This is a genomic window from Flavobacterium sp. GNP008, assembly GCF_056428965.1.
The window spans coordinates 1-238 of sequence record NZ_JBWJVL010000059.1; the positions used below are offsets into that span (position 1 = coordinate 1).

The following is a 238-nucleotide window of genomic DNA, read 5'->3' on the forward strand; positions in this document are numbered from 1 at the left end:
CTGCATCAGCAGCATGCCGATTTCCAGAAACTGTTTTTGCCCGTGGGACAGCAACCCGGCCGGGCGCTGCGCCGAGGCGGTCAGGCGAATGGTCTCGAGCACTTCCTCAATGCGGTCCTTCTGCTCGCCACTCAGGCGCGCACGCAGGCTGGCCCATACCGACTTGTCGGTCTTCTGCGCCAGCTCCAGGTTTTCGAACACGCTGAGCGCTTCGAACACCGTGGGCTTCTGGAACTTG

1 protein-coding gene is annotated in these 238 nt (G+C 62.2%); it reads right to left on the bottom strand.

All coding sequences use genetic code 11. The features are described 5' to 3' along the window. A partial coding sequence (locus AC0608_RS13875; RefSeq protein ID WP_478289491.1) for an ATP-binding cassette domain-containing protein occupies positions 1-238 on the bottom strand: 238 nt, incomplete at both ends.